Annotated in this window: 16 protein-coding genes; 10 read left to right on the forward strand and 6 right to left on the reverse strand. The window is 68.9% G+C overall.

Annotated elements, in window-relative coordinates; translation table 11 throughout:
* Nucleotide 1: 1 nt before the first annotated feature.
* On the reverse strand, nucleotides 2–1,606 hold the full coding sequence (locus tag ACN28I_RS32565) for a HEAT repeat domain-containing protein (RefSeq protein WP_420945798.1): 1,605 nt from the start codon (nucleotides 1,604–1,606) through the stop codon (nucleotides 2–4).
* A gap of 180 nt (nucleotides 1,607–1,786) precedes the next feature.
* On the opposite strand from ACN28I_RS32565, the gene ACN28I_RS32570 reads away from it, so the two are divergent.
* Complete coding sequence (locus ACN28I_RS32570) at nucleotides 1,787–2,848, forward strand: hypothetical protein (protein ID WP_420945799.1); 1,062 nt, start codon at nucleotides 1,787–1,789, stop codon at nucleotides 2,846–2,848.
* A gap of 50 nt (nucleotides 2,849–2,898) precedes the next feature.
* Nucleotides 2,899–3,717, forward strand: a complete 819-nt coding sequence (locus tag ACN28I_RS32575; RefSeq protein ID WP_420945800.1) for an SEC-C domain-containing protein — start codon at nucleotides 2,899–2,901, stop codon at nucleotides 3,715–3,717.
* 56 nt (nucleotides 3,718–3,773) lie between these two features.
* Here the strand turns inward: ACN28I_RS32575 and ACN28I_RS32580 are convergent, their stop codons facing one another.
* Nucleotides 3,774–4,223 (reverse strand): hypothetical protein, encoded by a 450-nt coding sequence (locus ACN28I_RS32580; RefSeq protein WP_420945801.1) that lies wholly within the window; start codon nucleotides 4,221–4,223, stop codon nucleotides 3,774–3,776.
* A 323-nt stretch (nucleotides 4,224–4,546) separates the two neighbouring features.
* Between ACN28I_RS32580 and ACN28I_RS32585 the strand changes: the two genes are divergently transcribed.
* Nucleotides 4,547–4,897: a hypothetical protein gene (locus tag ACN28I_RS32585; protein WP_420945802.1), complete on the forward strand. Its 351-nt coding sequence runs from the start codon at nucleotides 4,547–4,549 to the stop codon at nucleotides 4,895–4,897.
* 81 nt (nucleotides 4,898–4,978) lie between these two features.
* Here ACN28I_RS32585 and ACN28I_RS32590 read toward each other — a convergent pair whose 3' ends face one another.
* Entirely contained in the window at nucleotides 4,979–5,641 is a 663-nt protein-coding gene (locus tag ACN28I_RS32590) for a hypothetical protein (RefSeq protein WP_420945803.1), read from the reverse strand.
* Nucleotides 5,642–5,800: 159 nt separating this feature from the next.
* Between ACN28I_RS32590 and ACN28I_RS32595 the strand changes: the two genes are divergently transcribed.
* From ACN28I_RS32595 to ACN28I_RS32620, 6 genes are all read left to right on the forward strand, one after another.
* A complete protein-coding gene (locus tag ACN28I_RS32595; RefSeq protein WP_420945804.1) occupies nucleotides 5,801–6,754 on the forward strand; it encodes a L,D-transpeptidase family protein in 954 nt (317 codons plus the stop codon).
* A 40-nt stretch (nucleotides 6,755–6,794) separates the two neighbouring features.
* Entirely contained in the window at nucleotides 6,795–7,649 is an 855-nt protein-coding gene (locus ACN28I_RS32600) for a hypothetical protein (RefSeq protein WP_420945805.1), read from the forward strand.
* Nucleotides 7,650–7,738: 89 nt separating this feature from the next.
* Complete coding sequence (locus ACN28I_RS32605) at nucleotides 7,739–7,930, forward strand: hypothetical protein (RefSeq protein WP_420945806.1); 192 nt, start codon at nucleotides 7,739–7,741, stop codon at nucleotides 7,928–7,930.
* A gap of 121 nt (nucleotides 7,931–8,051) precedes the next feature.
* Nucleotides 8,052–8,822 carry an SIR2 family NAD-dependent protein deacylase gene (locus ACN28I_RS32610; protein WP_420945807.1) on the forward strand — a complete coding sequence of 257 codons (771 nt, stop codon included), beginning with the start codon at nucleotides 8,052–8,054 and terminating at the stop codon, nucleotides 8,820–8,822.
* A 583-nt stretch (nucleotides 8,823–9,405) separates the two neighbouring features.
* On the forward strand, nucleotides 9,406–11,004 hold the full coding sequence (locus tag ACN28I_RS32615; RefSeq protein ID WP_420945808.1) for a metallophosphoesterase family protein: 1,599 nt from the start codon (nucleotides 9,406–9,408) through the stop codon (nucleotides 11,002–11,004).
* Nucleotides 11,001–11,927, forward strand: a complete 927-nt coding sequence (locus ACN28I_RS32620) for a hypothetical protein (RefSeq protein ID WP_420945809.1) — start codon at nucleotides 11,001–11,003, stop codon at nucleotides 11,925–11,927. Before ACN28I_RS32615 ends, ACN28I_RS32620 begins: the two co-directional genes overlap by 4 nt.
* A 291-nt stretch (nucleotides 11,928–12,218) precedes the next feature.
* On the opposite strand, the gene ACN28I_RS32625 is transcribed toward ACN28I_RS32620, so the two are convergent.
* Together ACN28I_RS32625 and ACN28I_RS32630 are read right to left on the reverse strand one after the other, a co-directional pair.
* Entirely contained in the window at nucleotides 12,219–12,644 is a 426-nt protein-coding gene (locus ACN28I_RS32625; RefSeq protein WP_420945810.1) for a type II toxin-antitoxin system death-on-curing family toxin, read from the reverse strand.
* On the reverse strand, nucleotides 12,641–13,432 hold the full coding sequence (locus ACN28I_RS32630; protein ID WP_420945811.1) for a hypothetical protein: 792 nt from the start codon (nucleotides 13,430–13,432) through the stop codon (nucleotides 12,641–12,643). The genes ACN28I_RS32625 and ACN28I_RS32630 overlap by 4 nt, the downstream gene beginning before the upstream one ends.
* 333 nt (nucleotides 13,433–13,765) lie before the next feature.
* Here ACN28I_RS32630 and ACN28I_RS32635 point away from each other — a divergent pair, with 333 nt between their 5' ends.
* Nucleotides 13,766–14,728, forward strand: coding sequence for a hypothetical protein (locus tag ACN28I_RS32635; RefSeq protein WP_420945812.1), 963 nt, complete (start codon nucleotides 13,766–13,768; stop codon nucleotides 14,726–14,728).
* Nucleotides 14,729–14,752: 24 nt separating this feature from the next.
* Here the strand turns inward: ACN28I_RS32635 and ACN28I_RS32640 are convergent, their stop codons facing one another.
* Nucleotides 14,753–15,418: a potassium channel family protein gene (locus ACN28I_RS32640; protein WP_420945813.1), complete on the reverse strand. Its 666-nt coding sequence runs from the start codon at nucleotides 15,416–15,418 to the stop codon at nucleotides 14,753–14,755.

Raw genomic sequence — 15,418 nt, forward strand, 5'->3', positions numbered from 1 at the left:
CCTACTCGAGTCCTCGCAGCAGGTGGTCCAACTCCAGAGCCATCCTGGGCTCGAGGTTCCGGGCCGTGCGCACCGCCTGCCTGAGCGTGCCAAGTGGTATGGGCGTGGAGCCGGAGCTGAAGCGCCGGGTGTGAACGTACATCCACCTCCGGAGGTGGTGATGGGCCAGCTCCCGATGCGCCGCTTCCGGCAGGTCCGTGGCCTCGATCAGCAGCAGCAGGGCCTCCGAGGAAGGCAGGGCCTCGGTGAGCTGGAAGGCCAACCCGACGGCGTGGGGAGGCAGTCCCGGCTGGAAGAGACACCGGCGCAGCCAGCCGGAGGTGATGCGCCTCGGGCCCTGGGCCAGCGCATGGGCCGCGGCCCGTGAGACGCTCGGGACCGGATCTCCCAAGAGCTCGCGCAGTGCCTCCGCGCAGCCTTCACCGTCCAACCGGCCCATCGCCGTGACCGCCTCGCGCCGCACCGACGCGCGCGGGTGGGCGAGGAAGGGCGCCAGCAGCCGCGCGTCCGAGGCATGGCCCGTCTCGCCCATCCCCGTGAGCGCTCCGGTCCTGGGGGAACTCTCGCGCAGCGCCTCCCGGTACAGCCCGGCTACGTCCACGGTGCCGGAGAGCCGACGCTGGGCGTAATCCCGGATGGACCGGCTCGAGTCCAGCAGGGCCTCGCGCACCTTCGCCTCGCCGAGCCCGGGGAACCGCCGCGCGTAGGTGACGTAGGCCTCGCGCCGCACCCCCATGGAGCGGGAGCGTTCCATGCGCGCCAGCATTCGCAAGAGCTCCTCGCCGGAGAAGAGTTGCTCCACCCGTCCCGCCGCGAGCCCCTTCACCACCGGGTCCGGGTCGTCCAGGGCCGACTCGACGAGGGGCCGGGCCAGTTCCTCCGAGCGCTCCACCACCAGCCGGAAGGCCATGCGCCGCGAGCGCCCCACCAGCGTGCCGAGGTTCGCCGCCAGCCAGGCCAGCGCATCCGGCTGACGCAGCCGTGCCATCACCTGTTCCACGAAGGGCGCGTGGTCCGCGCGCCTGTACTGGCGCAGGGCCTCCACCAGCGGGAAGTGCCGCACGAGCAGCTTCAGGGGCACCGCGGGGAGCGCCGCCATCGCGGCCTGGAGCGCGGCCTCGCGCACGGGGTGCACCCAGTCATTGAGGCGCACGAGCAGGAAGGGCCACGCGGCTCCGCTTCCACTCCCTCCCAGGCGCAGGAGCGCGGGCTGCCGCAGGTAGCCGCTCGGGTGGCACGTGAGCAGCGCCACCACCGAGGGCGACAGCGCCGCGTAGGCGTCGAGGTGCTGGGCGCCGAGGTCGAGGTAGCCCGTCTCGTAGAAGCTGGCCTGGCGCAGCGCCTGGTCCAGGGCGCGCACGTCGTCCGGGCCGAGTCCGGAGACGAGGGGGTGTAGCGCCAGGGCCAGTGCGCGCGCCTCTCCGTCCTGGGCGTACAGCACCTTGCGGAAGAGGGGCAGCACCAGGGCGGGCTCCTGCTGGTCCGCGAGGGCTCGCAGCAGGGCGTCCTGATGGTTCCCCTGTGCCCCGCGAAGCCGTTCGAGGACGTCCGGCGTGTCGTTGAGTGCCCGCAGCAGCGCCCTCGCGCGAGGGGAGAGGATTCTCATGACGGCTCCAGGGACCGCCGGGCAGCCTACCACCCGCCCGGGCGGTTTCTCCGCCATCCGACATTCCAGGTCGGATTTCCGTGCCAACTTCTCCGGTCATGTCTACACTGGCCGGGCATGGGGAACCAACGGCCAGACAAGGAGGCTCCGCGTGAGCACCCGCTCCCGGGAGCGACGGAGGTGGACACCGGACAGGAGGAGGCGGGGCTGCCGCTGACCTTCTACGAGCGCCTGCATGCGGCCTCCGTGGACGAGAAGCTGGTGCTGGCGCGCGAGGCGGCCGGCCACCCGGGCTTCGACGAGGAGGATGCCTTCGAGGTGGGCAGCCACGTCGAGGAGGCCCTGAATCAGGCGGGCCGGTACCGGGAGTTCGAGGGCCTGCTGGACGCCTGGAAGGAGCGGGCCCCGCGCGTCCACGAGGCCGAACCGGCCGTGCGCACCTGGCGCGTGGAGCTGGCGCTGCGGTTGCCGGGGCGGGACGTGCAGGGGGCGCTCGTGTCGCTGGCGATGCGCACGGGGGATGCCGCCCTGGTGTCGCGTCTGGCCGAGTGGTGTCTCTACCGGGGCCGGCTCCACGAGGCGCGCGCGGGCCTGCTGGAGGCCTGGCCCCGGGTGCGCGAGGACGAGACGCTCGCCGAGTGGACGCTCGTGGACTACGTGACGCGCGCGGTGCTCACCTGCATGGACGCGGGGCTGCGCGAGGAGCCCGGCCTGTCGCTGGAGCGGCTCAACGAGCAGTTGTCCCTCTTCGACCGCGCGGTGCCGCACTGGGTGGCCCAGGGGCTGGAGCTGCGCACCGGCCGGCGGCCGTGGGTGCGCCGCGAGGGGGCGTCGTTGCTCGACCTGTCCCCGGAGGCCTTCTTCGACGAGCAGCGCGCGCTGGTGATGACCTTCGAGACGGAGCTGCGGATACGCCAGGGGTGGCCGTGGGGGCGCACGCAGCTCCTCTTCCCGGAAGCTCTTCCACCTGCTGCCCGGGCCCATGGGGCATGGCGGGGTGGTGCATCGGCCCATGCACCTGCTGCTGCCCGGGTTCACCGACCTGGAGCACTGGGTGCGCGGCCTGGGCGAGGAGCGTGTCCTGCACCCGCATGTGCACGCCGCCACGGCGCTCGCGCTGCGCCCGTGGGGCGAGTACCTGCACCGGCTCGGGCTGGTGGACGGCTCGGAGCTGGCCGAGTGGTGGGAGGGGGCGTGGGAGCTGCTCTCGGCCCTGCCCGAGCAACTCGCGGCGGCGAATGATCCGCTGCTCGTGGAGGAGGCCCACCGCTTCCTCCGGGGAAGGTGGCCCCATGACTGACGCGGACACCCGGGCCCTGGTGCGCCGGATGCTGGAGCACACGGAGACGCTCCCCGCGTCCCTGGAAGCGGACATCCTCGCGCGCGGCGCCGAGGCGGTGGAGCCCCTGGTGGAGGTGGTGCGCGATGAGCCGCTGTCCCTCAACACGGCACCGGGAGAGGGCCATGCGCCCATTCACGCGGTGCGGCTGCTGGCGCGACTGAAGGCCTCCGAGGCCATCGAGCCCATGGTGCGCCGGCTCATGCACACCGAGCCGGGCGAGCTGCTCTACGACGCGCTCCTGTACGCCCTGGAGGAGTTCGGGCCCGCGGTGGCGCCCGCGGCCCTGGAGGCCCTGGCCGACGCGCGCACCGTGGATGAGCGCTTCGGGCTGCTCTCCGCGCTCTCCCATTGTGGCGCCAGGGACGAGCGCATCTACGCGGCGCTCCTCGCGCAGCTCGAGGAGGACTCCGTCGCGGCGGCGATGAACCTGTCGACCTACGGCGACCCGCGCGCCATCGAGCCCCTCACGCGGGCCCTCGACGCCCATGAGGTGGACGAGAACGCGGAGGACCTGTTCGCCAACCAGACCATCATCGAGTTGCAGCACGCCATCGAGCAGCTCGGGGGGACGCTGGACGCGGCGCAACTCGAGAAGGCCGCCCGGGCCCGGGGCTCGCGTCACCGGTTGAGCTCGCTGTTCCAGCGCGTGCTCGACACGCTGCCTCCACCCCCCGCGCGGCGTGCCCCGCGCCCCGGGCGCAACGAGCCGTGCTGGTGCGGCTCTGGGGTGAAGTACAAGAAGTGCCACCTGGGGGAGGACCCCCGGTAGCCCACGGGCCCCGGCTCGCCGCGCGGACCGGGACCCGGTGAGACGGTGGGGCTACCTCACGGCGTGGCGGCGGCCTCGGTCGTCGGCGTCGTGCAGCTCACGCTGAAGTCGCGCGTCGCCGTCTGGTAGTCCTTGAGCTGGAGCGGCTGCGCCTCCGGGGTGATGCTGGGCGTGGCGCCGTTGGCGCACTGCCAGGCCGGCGACGGCGTCACGGTGAGCGCCAACTGCTCGCCCCCGCTGGGCAGGTTGCCAATCTGGTAGCTGCAGCGCCCACGGCTGACCCGCACCGTGCGGTTGCCCAGCACGTCCTCGGGCGCGCCCGCGGGCGTCACCTTCACGGCCAGGCCCGCGCAGAAGTCCCCCGTCTTCGGGCCCACCTCCTCGGCCAGGGTGATGATGCCCGTCACGGTGCCGCTGCCCTCACGCGCCCCCCCGGTCGCGTTACGGCTCGTGCCGCACCCGGCGGCGGTGGAGAGCAGCAGGACGGCGATAGCGATGCGATTCATGAATCTCGAACTCCTCGTTGATGGGGTGAACGCCTGGCGTGCAGGCGGCCTGGGAGGCGCGACTCGGACAAATGCACCGGGCCTTCATTCCAGACACCCGCGTGTGTGGATTCCGCGAAGTCTTCCTGGCTATTCCGGGTAAAAAACGCGGGATTCCGCACGCCCGGTGCGGGCCATCAGCCTCGGTTAATGGAAGGAAAATGCCGGGTCACCCGGGCGCGGGGCGTCCGCCTGCCGGGTACCGCACGGGCGGGCGGTGGAGCGGTTGCCGGGGAGGCCCCGGGTGGAGGAGGGTGGAGCCCGAGCGGGAGGCACGTGAGGCGATGAGCGACGAGCAGAGCTGGAGGCCGGTGGAGGAGGGGCGCACGCTGGGGCTGGGCGGGACGGAAGGGGGCATCATCGTCCGGGACGAGGAGCACCCGGCGGGGTTGCGCCTCACGCTGGAGGAAGAGCCGGCGCGCTCGTTCTACGCGGTGACGTGTGGGGTGGCGGGGTGGCTGGTGCACAGCCGCTTCTTCGACAACGAGGCCGCGGCCCACGCGGCGTGGGACGAGATGAAGCCGGCGCTGTGGGAGCTGGTGGTGCAACTGCCCGCGGCGGGGGCGAAGCCGTTGGATCCGGCCACGCGGGCGGCGGGGGCGAAGCTGGGCGCCTTCCTGGCGCGCTTCCCCTGAGCCCGGAAACACGAACGGGAAAGCCCGAGGGCGCGAGGGCCCCGGGTCTTCCCGGTGGGTGCTGGGTCTCGAGGTGCCGGCCTAGTAGGTGCCGCCGAGCTGCAGCAGGGCCTGGTAGCGCCCGTTGCCCACGCCGTTGTCGACCGGAGCGAAGTCCGACTCGAACGGGAGGTTGTAGCTCACGCGGGCGTCAGCGGTGATGAGGGGGCCAATGTTGTAGCGAAGGCCCACTCCGGCTGGCACGTACCCGTTGGTGTCGTCCTGGAAGCCGGCGACCGGGCCGAGACCGCGCACGTTGAAGTTCTCGATGCCGATGCCGCCCAGGATGTAGGGCTGGAGCTTCGTCGGGGTGAGACCGACGGTGACGGCCGCCTGGCCACCGTTGCGGATGATGTCCGCGCCGTCCGCCGCGCCGCCCGGCCCGAAGGTGTCGATGTCCGAGAGACCGCCGCTGTAGGCCAGCTCGAGGCCCAGGCCGCGGGTGGGCTTGAAGCCGACGGTGGCGCCGTAGGCGAAGCCCGCGTTCACGTCGGAAGCGAGATCTCCGGTGTAGCCCTCGGTGCCGCCACCCAGCAGCACGTAGAGGCCCTTGTCGGCGCCCCAGTCCTCGGACCGCATCATCGACCGGCTGTCGTCGTCGATGCCCGAGCCGCCGTAGCCCGGCTCCTTCCACTCATCTCCTGCCAGCGCCGCGCCGCCCCACAGCGCCGCCACGCACAACCCCAAACGGATGACGGACTTCATGTGTGGACTCCTTTCAAGTGTCCGCTGGCAAGCTGCGGTCGGGAGCAAAGGGACTGCAACGGTGTGTGAAGAATCGGCTCGCTCCCCTGGTTGGTGGAACGTCAGGCGGGGCAGGGGTGTTCAGCCCGCGTGCACCCTTCCTCCTCCCTGAGTCGCCTCGTGCCGTGCCGTCTCCTGCTGGGGCTCTGTCTGCTCGCGGTGTCTCCGGGCCGGGCCGCCGCCGCGGATGCGTTCGAGTCCTGGCTGCATCCCGCCCAACCTCCCGCGGAGGGTTTCGAGCCGCTGCCCCGCTCTGCCTCCGTGGCGCCGGGGCGCGAGGTGCGCGCGCTGGCGCGGGGGCAGGTGGTGGCGGTGGGGCCGGGGGGCCGCTCGGTGACGCTCGAGCACCTCTTCCATGAGAACCACGAGCTGCGGCGCGTGCGCTCCGAGTACACGGGACTGGAGGCCGTGACGTGGCGCCCGGGGCAGGGCGTGGCGCGGGGACAGGCGGTGGGCCGGGTGGGCACCGGAGGGAAGGGGGAGGTGCGGCTGCTCGAGGGCGGCCGGGTGCTGTCCGCCGCCGAGGCGAAGCGCTTCACCGAGGAGCGCGCCCGGCTGCCCCTGCCCGCGGAGGAGCCGGTGCTGCTGCTCATCTCGCACGCGGCGAACGAGCTGCGGCTGTACGAGCGGGGCCGGGAGGTGAAGCGCGTGGAGGTGGGCTTCGGCCAGGGCGAGGGCCGCAAGCGGCTGCGCGGGGACAACCGCACGCCCCTGGGGATGTACTTCGTGGTGGGCAAGCACCGGGGAGACTTCCCGGGGGAGTACGGCGCCTTCTACGGCGGCCATTGGATGAAGCTGAACTACCCGAACCCGTGGGACGCGGAGTGGGGCGTGGCGCAAGGCGTCATCTCCCGCGAGGTGCGCGAGGCCATCACCCGGGCGTGGCGGGAGCGCAAGCTGACGCCGGCCTCCACGAAGCTGGGCAGCGGCATCGGCCTGCACGGGTGGGCGGGCGAGTGGTCCCTCGCGGAGAGTGGGGGCCGGCTCTCCTGGGGGTGCGTCGTGCTGCACAACCCGGACATCACCGCGCTGTACGGCCGCGTGCCGCCGGGAACGATGGTCGTGCTCTTTTGAGCCCTCGCGGGGTCTCTCCCTCCACTTAGGGAGATTTTCCATGAATTTCGTGAAGAGCGGTCTGGTGCTCGTGGCGGGCCTGACGTGGCTGGTGGCCGGGGAGGCGCGGGCGCAGTGCGCCACCGCGTGCGCCACCGTCACCCCGAAGCACCCGGTCATCCTCGTGCACGGCCGCAACGACGACGCGACGCGTTGGGACACGCTGGTGTCCGCCTGGAGCGCGCGGGGCTACACGGAGGGCGTCAACCTCTTCCGCTTCGACGCGGCGCGCGACTGCGGCGCGAAGGACTTCTGCGCGGTGCTGCCCGGGTACGCGGCCACCTACGTCAACGAGAGCTACGCGAAGTGCCTGGCGGCCTTCATCGACAAGAAGGTGCCGTGCGTGAACGGGAGCTGCCCGGCGGTGGACCTGGTGGCCCACTCGCAGGGCACGGTGACGGCGCGCTACTACGCGCGCTTCCTGGCGAACCGGACGGTGGATGACCTGGTGGTGATGTCCTCGCCGCACAACGGCATCACCAACTGCGGGCTCGTCCCGGGGTGCGCGGGGGTGAACCCGGAGGACTGCGCCAACAGCGCCTTCCTGCGCAAGCTCAACGGCGTGGCGCCCCAGGGCGATGGCTCCAACGACGAGACGCCCGGGGCCACCTACCTGGGCCCGGTGCACTACGCCTCGGTGGTGAGCGACGGGGACACGGTGGTGCCGCCCTGGTGCGGCGGGTACTTCCTGGTGGACCCGGCGACGAAGAACGGGAGCACCCTGGACTGCCGCCGACCCAACTACACGGTGGACGCGGACTCCAGCGCCTGCTTCGTGTCGAAGGTGCAGCATCTGGTGGTGCCGCGCGACACCCACGCCATCGGCTTCGCCTACTGCGAGGTCAACCGGGACTGACCCACGTGAGGAGTGAGCTGACCGGACATGTCAGACCCGAAGGGGATACTGCGTCAGGTGCGGCGATCATCCTTCGAGGGGGGTTCACCATGTTCAGCCAGACCGGACAGCATTCGATGACCGAGCAGGACACGGTGTGCCTGGGCTTCCCGCGAGCGGGGAGCGAGGGGCAGCCGGTCCGGTTCGAGAGCCGTGGGTTGCCGACGTTCGTGTCGGCGGCCCCCCCGCGCTCGGAGGGGGAGGCGCTGCTGCGGCGCATCTTCTCCAAGGGCGAGCAGTAACCCGTTTCCCTACAATCTCTCCTCCCTCTCCCCCCGGGAGAGGGTCGGGGTGAGGGTATCTCGGGCCCCGGGTCGTACCCGTGGTTGCGAGGTTTCCCCCGGGGCTGCGACGCTTCCGGATATGGAAAAAGCCCTCGAGCGAGTCATCGAGCACCTGTCCCGGGCCCGGAGTGTGCTGTTCGTCACGGGGGCGGGGATCTCGGCGGAGTCGGGCATCCCCACGTACCGGGGCATCGGGGGGCTCTACAACGGGAAGACGACGGAGGGAGGCGTGCCCATCGAGGTGGCGCTCTCGGGGAGCATGTTCCGGAGCCGGCCCGCGCTGACGTGGAAGCACCTGCACGAAATCGAGCAGGCCAGCCGGGGCGCGAAGTTCAACCGGGCCCACGAGGTGCTCGCGCTCATCGAGGGCTGCTTCGAGCGCTGCTGGGTGCTCACGCAGAACGTGGATGGCTTCCACAAGGCGGCGGGGTCGAAGAACGTCATCGACATCCACGGGGACATCCACGACCTGAGCTGCACGCGGTGCGAGTTCACGGAGCGCGTCGTGGACTACGCGCACCTCGCGCCCTGTCCGTCCTGTCCGCAGTGTGGCTCGGTGGTGCGCCCCGAGGTGGTGCTCTTCGAGGAGTTGCTGCCGCCGGAGAAGGTGGCGGTGATGGAGCGGGAGTTCGCCCGGGGCTTCGACCTGGTGTTCTCCATCGGGACGTCGAGCCTGTTCCCATACATCACCGCGCCGGTGGTGGAGGCGGTGGCGCGCCAGCGGCCCACGGTGGAAATCAACCCGGGGCAGACGCAGCTCTCGCGCGTGGTGGACGTCCATGTGCAGACGGGCGCGGTGACCGCGTGCGAGGCCCTGTGGGCCGCGCGGGACCGGTGGATGCGGCGGTGAGCACGTATTTTCTTTGGAACAAATTCTTCCCCCCGCCCGACCCGCTCCACCCACCCAGCACGGGCCACCCCTGCCCAGCCCTATGGATGCCCCTCCAGGTGCCCCGCTGGGTCTCCACGCGGAGGTCCTCCGCCCCGCGCCTCCCGTCGTTCCTGGTGCCTCCCAGGGGCCGCCCCGTTGATGGGGTGGAGGGCCTGACTCGTGTTCAGGGAGACCCTAGGGACACGGGGGGGGAATCCTCGGCTCCGAGGGGGCACGCATATCCCCGGAAAAATCTCAGTCCAAAACGTCGGAGGGTGGGTCGATGGGCGGGAACATGCAGCAACTAGCGGCGAGGCTCCAGCGGGCAGAGGTGGCACTACGGGAAGCCCAGCGGGGACTTGATAGGTCTGATGGGCCCGGATGCGCTACCTGGCTGCCGGGTGGAACACGCGGAAGCGGAGCGGGGTGCGGTGGGGGTGTTGCTTAGAGCCTGTTCCGGTAGGGTGCACGCTTGGCAGGTTCCTCCTTGGGCCAGTGCGAGGCCCTGCGCCTACCTGCCCGGGGCAGGTAGATTGCCAGAGAAAGGAAGGGAGACCCGACCATGTCGATTGGCGAGCGCCATCTGTTTTCCTGGCTGCACCTGTCCGATCTCCACTTCGGCCACGGCGACATAACCTACGGCTGGGACCAGAAGACCGTGCTGTCGCTCCTCAAGAGCGACGTGGAGAAAGCGCGTGCGGAGTGGCCCGAGCTTCCGCCTCCACAGGCCATCCTGGTAACGGGAGACATCGCCTTCTCTGGAGGGAAGTGCGATCCGGCAGAGTATCATGACGCCGATGTGTTCCTCCGCGAACTCACGACGCTGCTGGGACTGAAGCCGGAGGATGTCTACCTCGTCCCCGGAAACCACGATGTGCAGCGTGACGTAGCGAAGGAGTTGGTCGAACAGGTGCGCAAGGACCCGGGCGCGCTGAACACGATCCTCAGGTCCGAGGAGCAGCGCAAGGCGCTGTACACGCGACAAGCAAACTACCAGCAGTTCGCGGATGGCTTCGCGAAGCGCAACCTGGACGCCTGGAGCAGCCATGTGGAGATCCCCGGCTTCGGGACCATCGAATTGGTGGGCCTGAACACCGCGATGGTCAGCAACGACAACCAGGACCAGGGGAACCTCGTACTATCCGGAGAGCAGCGCCATCTGCTGTCCACGGTCAAGGGGAGTGTGCGGCTGCTGCTGACGCACCACCCGTTCGAGGCCGGGTGGCTCCGGGACGACGAGAGGCTCCGGGCAATGGCGCAGAAGGGCACTACGGTGCATCTCTGTGGGCATATGCATGACCCACGCGTCGACTTGGTATCTCAGGCCGGCGGACAGAACCACGTCCGCGTGGTGGCGGCCGCCGCCCACCGTGACCCCAAGGAGGCAGGCTCGAGCAAGGACAGCCACGGCTACAACTTCGCGTCGCTGATGATTGATGCAAGGGGCAACCTCCAGCTCAGGACCTGGCCGCGTCGCTGGTTTCCCCATTGGGACGGCTTCCGCGTCGACCACCTGGGCGTCCCCGACCGCCGCTTCCACGACGACAAGGCCCTGGGTTCCGGGCGGGTGGGCTCCGGCTTGGTGCTGGATGGGCCGGACAAGATCCACATCGCCGGCGCGCACTTCTGGGGCTCCCCGTCGATACGTTGGGGTGAGCTCCTCCACGGCAAGCACAGCCTTGAAATCTTCGGGATCGCCGCTCGTGATCTTTTCGAGCAGCCGAACAGCACGGAGGTCAAAGCCCTCCTGGACCGAGGAGGCAAGGTCCATGTGGTCCTGGCCGACCCTCGCAACAAGACGGCCATGGCACGGTATGATGAGGACTTCTGCGCGCCCCTGGGCCACCGCACAAAAAAGGTGGTGGGGGCACTCAAGCAGATTATGCAGCTGCGCTCGCAGCTGGACGAGCCATCCCGACTCTCCGTGGGTTTTTCGCGCTATGGCTTCAAATACAGCGCCTACCGCATTGATGGCGACGTGCTCTTCGTTCCCTACGGGATGTCCCCTGGGAAGAACACCTCGAACATCCCCGCCCTGCTATTCGATGCACGGAGCAGCGTCGTGAAGCGATTCTTGGAGCCCGACCTGAATGCATTGCGCGACGGAGCTACGCCTGTCACAGAAGAGGTCTACCAAGAGGCCCTGAGCTCCGCCGAATGAAACCGCTCGCGCTGCGACAGCTCTACTATCACCGCGACTACGATGGAGTCGTTGCGGCGGCCATGGTCCAGGCCAGCGCTGCGAGCGAGCTGGAACTGCACCCGGTCCAGTACAGACCGAACCTGAACTGGGTGGAGCAACGCCTGGGGCCCGGCACGGGCATAGTCGATTTCCTGTACCACCCCGAGGCCGCGCTCTGGGTCGACCATCACGCGACCACATTCTCTACAGAGTCCCTCCGACAGGCCTTCCGCCCGGACGCCTTCCACGTCTTCGTACCTGAAGCGGCATCATGTCCCGGAATCATCGTGAAGCTACCCTGGTTCAGCGGTGGAGCGCACTGGGGCGACTACGTCCACTGGGCAGACGTGATTGACGGAGCGAACTACGCGTCACCGGCCCAGGCCAACGACCTCTCCAATCCCCATCTGCTGCTGTCGAACATTATCGCCGAGCTCACGGAGCCCGACTCGCTGGCGGCGGTAGTTCATGCGATTGCCCGCGAGCCCGTCAGCCATGTGCTCGAACTGGAGCATATTCAGACGGCCCGGGCGCGGGTGCTGCAGGACGACTCGCAGATTCGCGAGCACCTATCCCACCGACTCCAACTGCGGGGAAAGGTGGCCATCCTCGACCAAGGCGATCTGCGGACTCCCTATCGTCGGTATCTGGCCTACGAATGCTACCCCGACATCCGGTACGGAATCGGCCTGTACCGCAGTGACGACACCCTCATCGTGAGCGTCGGGGAGAACCCTTGGAACGAGCCCGGCCCAGTCCATCTCGGACAACTGTGCCAGGAGTTCGGCGGTGGAGGCCGGCGTGCCACCGCCGGTGTGTCGATACCTACGGATGGCGAGGCCAAGGCGCTGGCCTCACGCCTCGCGGACCGGCTGAACGAGGCCCTGCACGCCGCGAAGTAGAGCTGAGTCCCGGCGCTGTTCAGGGCGCGGGCCGAGAAGGTCCCGTCGGGGCCCCCGGCGAGCGCGTACATGCTGCCGGTTTAGAGCCTGTTTCGGTAGGACTGAAGCCAGCCCGGTTGCCCCTCGGGCGGCGGGGTCGCAGGGCCACCTACCGAAACAGCTCTTAGTGAGTCAACTCCTCTAAGTAGGTGACCAAAAGTTCCTTCACATCAAGGGCTCGCCCCCAGAGGGGAGCGGGCTCCCTTGGTGTCGAGAACTTCTGGCGACCTGCTTAGCCCTCATGCTTGGCGCTTAGCCCTCAGCGTTAGGAGCGGCGATAATGCGCTGGGCGATCCAGTTCTGGACTGTGGCATAGTCGGGAGGCTGTTGCGCTGCCACACCCATCACGAAGTCGGTGGCCTCATCGTCACTGGCCGAAATAGTAAGCCCCATGAGGGCCAAGGCCTCGCCCAAGACGTACCAACCCAGCCGCTTGTTACCATCCTCGAAGCAGTGATTTTTCGTGATGTACACGAAGAGGTAGGTTGCGAAGGTGAGCGGGAAACCAACCTGCTCCTCATCCATGTAGAGCTGCGCGGACCACGCCGAGCCAAGACTCGACTCGACGCAGTCAGTACTCTTCAAGCCTGGGGCACCGCCGAATCGGCGGATACCATCAGCGTGCAGTTCTAGCACCCGGTCAAAGGTGACCAAGTGGCCCCATGGCTGGGTGTTCACTGCGCGAGCCTCCTAAGCACCTCATGCCAACGTTGGGCGAACTGCTCGGTACGCTCCTCAGGCGAGGCAATCGGAAGCTCAGCATCGGACGGACGAATCCACAGCAGGCGTATGCGCTCGCCAGTAACGCCAAGTGCTTGGACGTACCCCTGACGTAGCGTGACTGCCCGCTCTACCTGGGCAGGAGTGGCGCTCATAGCAACCGTAGTGTCCCCGGCTGGCTGAATGCGTACCTCACTCTTCGCGGGCTCGAACCCAAGGCCGACGATCTGCCCCGTCACATGCACAAGGCTCGGGAAGCTCCCCGGCAAGTGGGCAAGATTCATTTCGCTGAACTCGTAGGCGTCCTCTTCGCGGCCGTTGCGAACTACGCTGTATCGCTGCCTGCGAAGCTGCGGGGGGAGTGAGTCCAGGTACTCACGAACAAAACGGTTGCGCAGTTGGCCTCGACTTTCAGCGCGCACACTCGCCAGGAATTCGTGAACCACTCGGTGCGCCAAGTCCTCGACGAAAAGTGCCTCATTATTGCCGGGAGCAAGCTCACACTCGAACTGAAGATCCACCGAGCCTTTGTCGATGCTGCTCAGTTGGATGTCCACCAAGGGCTTCTTTCCGCGGAGCTCGTCCTTGATGCTCCCCCCCACAGCATTCGCCACTGTGGAAGCCGCTATGAACTTGATCGCCTTGCGGAGCTTGTCGAGCGGACCTCCGAACGCATTGAGGCTCAAACGGTGCTCGGGAAGCCCCGGCACGTTGCCATCCCAGATGATGCGCAAGTTAGTCGCCATGATCTGCACCCTCAACTAACACGATGATGCAACTTGCATCTACAGCTTGCTAGCCCCCCACTCCCGGTTGGCCCTTGCCTGCTCGCCTGCCAATATCTACGGTCTAGGAGCCCCTCCAGGGCCTCCAGGAGCCCCACTGGGCCTCTTTCGGGGCCCCTGGGAGGTTTGAGCGGCTCGACTCTCCGGGCCTTCTGGGGCCTAGAGGGGGCTGAGGAGTCCCGGAGGTGCTACCGGGTTGCCCGGGGGGGAGTACGCAGCAACAAGTGGATACCCACCAACAGCCGATGACCCAAAGCCGGTGAGCGGCATCAAGTTCCGCAGGCCGGACGGGCCATGGCGCGAGAGATGGACGTGAAGCAGTGGCGGGAAGAGTTGGTCTCGGCGTGCAGGTTCGGCGAGGAGGCGCGGGTCCGCGCCCTGGTTCGGCAACCTGGTCCGCGGAAGGCTCGCGCCCTGTTGGAGTCCATGTTGGAAGAAGACGAGGGGCTCGTGCGACAGGCCGCGGTCTTCGGTCTGGCCGAGCTGGGTGGTGCCGCCAGCGCCAGGCGTCTGGAGCAGCAGCTCGTGCGCGAAGAAGCTCGCGGAGACCGTGACGGTGACTCCGTCGCGGAGGCCATCACCCAGGCGCTGGGCGCGCTCGCGGAAACAGGCGCGCGGGCGAGCCTGGTTCGCAGGCTCGAGAGGCTGGCCGCTGGCAAGCCGGACCTGGGGGATGTGAATACGATCGCTCGGGCCCTCTGGCACAAACGCCACCCGGAGCTGCTCCCCGTGGTCCGGCGGAGCCTGGAGACGCTGGCTCTCTCGGAGCTGAGCTCCCTGGGGGGTCTGCTCGTGCTTCTCGAGAAGTCTCCAGGGGAGCTCCAGACCTGGGCCGCGGACAGCTCCGTGCCCGTCGAGCTCAAGACGGAGGTGCTCACGGTGCTCGAGGAGGACGTTCCAGAGACGCTCGTTCCGGCTGTCCTCGCCTTCATCTCCACGGCTCACGCGCTACTCCGTGGGGCGGTGAATCGAGAGGTCTCCTACTATTGCGAGCGCCTGTTCATCCTGCTCCTCCGGCACCGGGAGCGACTGCTTCCCCTGCTTCCACCGGAAAGCCGCGCGGAGCTGCGTGAAGCCGCCCGGAGGCGGGTGGAAGCCTTCGCCCTTCATGGGGGCTCCCTGCGCGCCGCCGTCCTGCTGCAATACGTGGGGCAGGTCGAGGACGCCGACCTCCTCCTGGCTCACCGTCCGGCGGAGCCCATCCTCGCCAAGGTCTTCGACGACGCGACGGCGGCCCTGCGCAAACAGGGTACGTGAGCTGGAGTCCGAGGAGCCTCCGCCCTACCGCCCCGGGTCCCACAGGCGCGCGAGCGAAGCCACGCGCTCGCCCCGGCCCGCCACCAGGAGCACATCACCCGCGTGGAGCATGGCCTCGGGGATGGGCTCGTTCACCACGCCCCGGTGCTGGATGGCGATGACGTTGAGCCCGTGCGTCTGCCTCAGCCGCAGCTCCTGCAGGCTCTTGCCCGCGGTGTGCTCGGGCACGCGCAGCTCGGCCAGCGCGTAGCCGTTGGGCAGCTCCGTGCTCGACTGCATGCTCGAGTGCAGCAGCAGGCGCGCCAACTGGTCCCCCATCTCCGCCTCCGGGTACACCACGCGCGTGGCCCCCGCGAGCGCCAGGATCTTCCCCCGCTGCCGGTTGGAGGAGCGCGCCACCACCGTCTTCACCCCCAGCCCCTTGAGCACCGAGGTGCCCAGCACCGCCGCCTCGAAGTCCTCCTCGCCCAGGGCCACCACGGCCGTCTCCGCCTTGCCCACCCCGAGCGCCTTCATGGCCTCCTCCGAGGTGCAGTCCGCCCTCACCGCCTGCACCACGTCGTCCTTGATGGCCTCCACCCGCTCCAGCGAGAGGTCCACCGCCAGCACCTCGCCACCGGCCTCGCTCAGGCGCCGGGCCACGTGCTCGCCGAACTGTCCGAGCCCCACCACCACGTACGTCCTGCGCAT

The organism is Archangium gephyra (assembly GCF_049060025.1).
Taxonomy (GTDB): domain Bacteria; phylum Myxococcota; class Myxococcia; order Myxococcales; family Myxococcaceae; genus Archangium; species Archangium gephyra_A.